We start from the raw sequence: 1888 nt of genomic DNA, 5'->3' as shown, positions 1-1888 counted from the left end.
GCGGGGGCGGGCGCGCGGTGGGGGGACTTCCTCGTGCGGGCGCGCGAGGCGTGGGACCGTACGCGGCGGCCGTTGCTGGAGGAGCCCCTGTGGCCGAACTGGGAGGTGCTGGCCGGGCGCGAGCCGTACCCGTCGGTCCCGCACAAGCGGCTCCTGCGCACGCGCAGGGCGGGCACGCTCGCCGAGGTCGGCGCCTGGGAGCTGCGCGACGCGCGCCTCACCGCGCTGCTGGAGAGCCACGCCCTCGCGCACGGCCTGGACCCCCGCACCGCGCCCGCGAGCGCGGCCGTCCTGCCGTACATGGAGCACGCGTTCGGCACCTGGTACGTCCAGGGCGGCCTGCGTGAACTGGCCCGCGCGGTGTACGAGCGGTGCCTCGCGCGGCGGGTGGAGTTCGTGTTCGGCGCGGAGGTCGTCCGGGTGGTGGAGAAGGACGGCCGGGTCGCGGGGGTGGAGGTGACGGAGAGCACGTCACGGAACTCGCCGGACGGGAGCACCGCACACGGCTCGCCGACCGGCAGCGCCCCCCGGGAGTCCCTGGCCGACGGCGCCGCCCCCGGCAACACCCTCGTGGACGCCGACTTCGTCGTCACCGGCACTGCTCCCGGCCTCCTCGGTGTCCCCGCGCGCGGGGAGGGCGAGGTGCAGCCGCAGCGGGGGCTGCCGAGCCGGCTGACGGTGCTGCTCGCGCTGCGTGGCGCTCGCCCCGAGGGCACGCCGCATCTGACCGTCGTCCACACGCCCGACCGCGAGGCCGAGTTGGCGTCCCTCTTCGGGGCGGAGCCGGCGGCCCCGGCCTCCCCCACGGTCACCGTCCTGCGCCCGGACGACCCGGCCCTGACCCCGGACGCCGAGCACGAGGCGATGGTCGTCACGGCCACGGTCCCGGCCGGCGCCGGAGGGGATCACGAGGCCGCGGCGGAGGCGATGCTGACGGCGGCCGAACGGGCCGTACCGGGCCTGCGGGAGCGGCTCCTGTGGCGCGAGGTGCGCACCCCGGCGGACGTCGCGGCGGCGACCGGCGCGGAAGGTGGCTCGATTCCGCCCCCCGCGCTGGCCGCTGCGGAGGGCCGGCTGCTGCACCCGTCCAACACGACCGCCCTCCCCGGCCTGTTCACCGTGGGCGGCTGGTCCCACCCCGGCGGCGGGCTGCCGCACGCGGGCATGTCGGGGGCGCTGGTGGCGGGCCTGATCGTGGAGGGGCTGGAGTTCAGGGGGTCGCAGTGAGGGGGTGAGCGGCAGGAGTACAAGGCGGGGGCACAAGGCGCGCGCTCCCGGCAGGATCGGCTACGGCACGCCCAGCGGTTCAGAAACGGTACTGCTGCTCGTCGTACCCGTTGCCGTGCTGCTGCTGGCCCTGGCCGTCCTGGTAGTACTGCTGGTCGGCGGGGAGGTCGCCGTAGGACGGGTCGTCCGTGTTGCGCTGCTGGGGGACCCAGACGCCGCCGGCGGGGGTCTCCGTGTAGCCCTGCTGGGCGTACTGGTCCTGGGTGTAGCCCTGCTGGGTGCCGTACTGCTGCTGGTCGTAGCCGGTGGTGTCGTACGAGCCCGTGCCGTAGGTCTGGGTGCCGATGTACGGGTCGGAGTAGGCGGCGTACTGCTGCTGCTCGCCGGTGGTGTCGTAGCCGTACGCCTGCTGCTGGTTGTAGTAGGCGGCGTACTGGTCCTGGCCGTTGGCCGCCGCGTACGCGGTGTCGCTGTAGACGCCGTACGTGCCGGTCTCGTCCGGCATCGGCTGGGGCTCGTAGACGGTGTCGGCGGACGGGTGGAGGGGGCGGGCCGGGGTGAAGACGTCGTCGCGGTCGTAGTCGTCGTCGTAGCCGCCGGTCGCGCGCTCGAAGGCGGCGGTGGCCGCGGCGTCGAGGGCGGGGTCGGCGGCCTCGTACGG

1 protein-coding gene and 1 pseudogene are annotated in these 1888 nt (G+C 75.5%); one reads left to right on the top strand and one right to left on the bottom strand.

Translation table 11 applies throughout. The annotated features are described in order from the left end of the window. Positions 1 to 1227 (top strand): phytoene desaturase family protein (locus tag AOK24_RS36465; RefSeq protein ID WP_055724245.1); only part of this gene is annotated, 1227 nt, incomplete at its 5' end. 79 nt (positions 1228 to 1306) lie between these two features. On the opposite strand, the pseudogene AOK24_RS36460 reads toward AOK24_RS36465, so the two are convergent. After that, positions 1307 to 1888, bottom strand: a pseudogene (locus AOK24_RS36460) (hypothetical protein); the annotation flags it as partial.

Source organism: Streptomyces niveiscabiei (genome assembly GCF_001419795.1).
Taxonomy (GTDB): Bacteria; Actinomycetota; Actinomycetes; order Streptomycetales; family Streptomycetaceae; genus Streptomyces; species Streptomyces niveiscabiei.
This window is presented reverse-complemented; position numbering and strand designations above follow the sequence as displayed.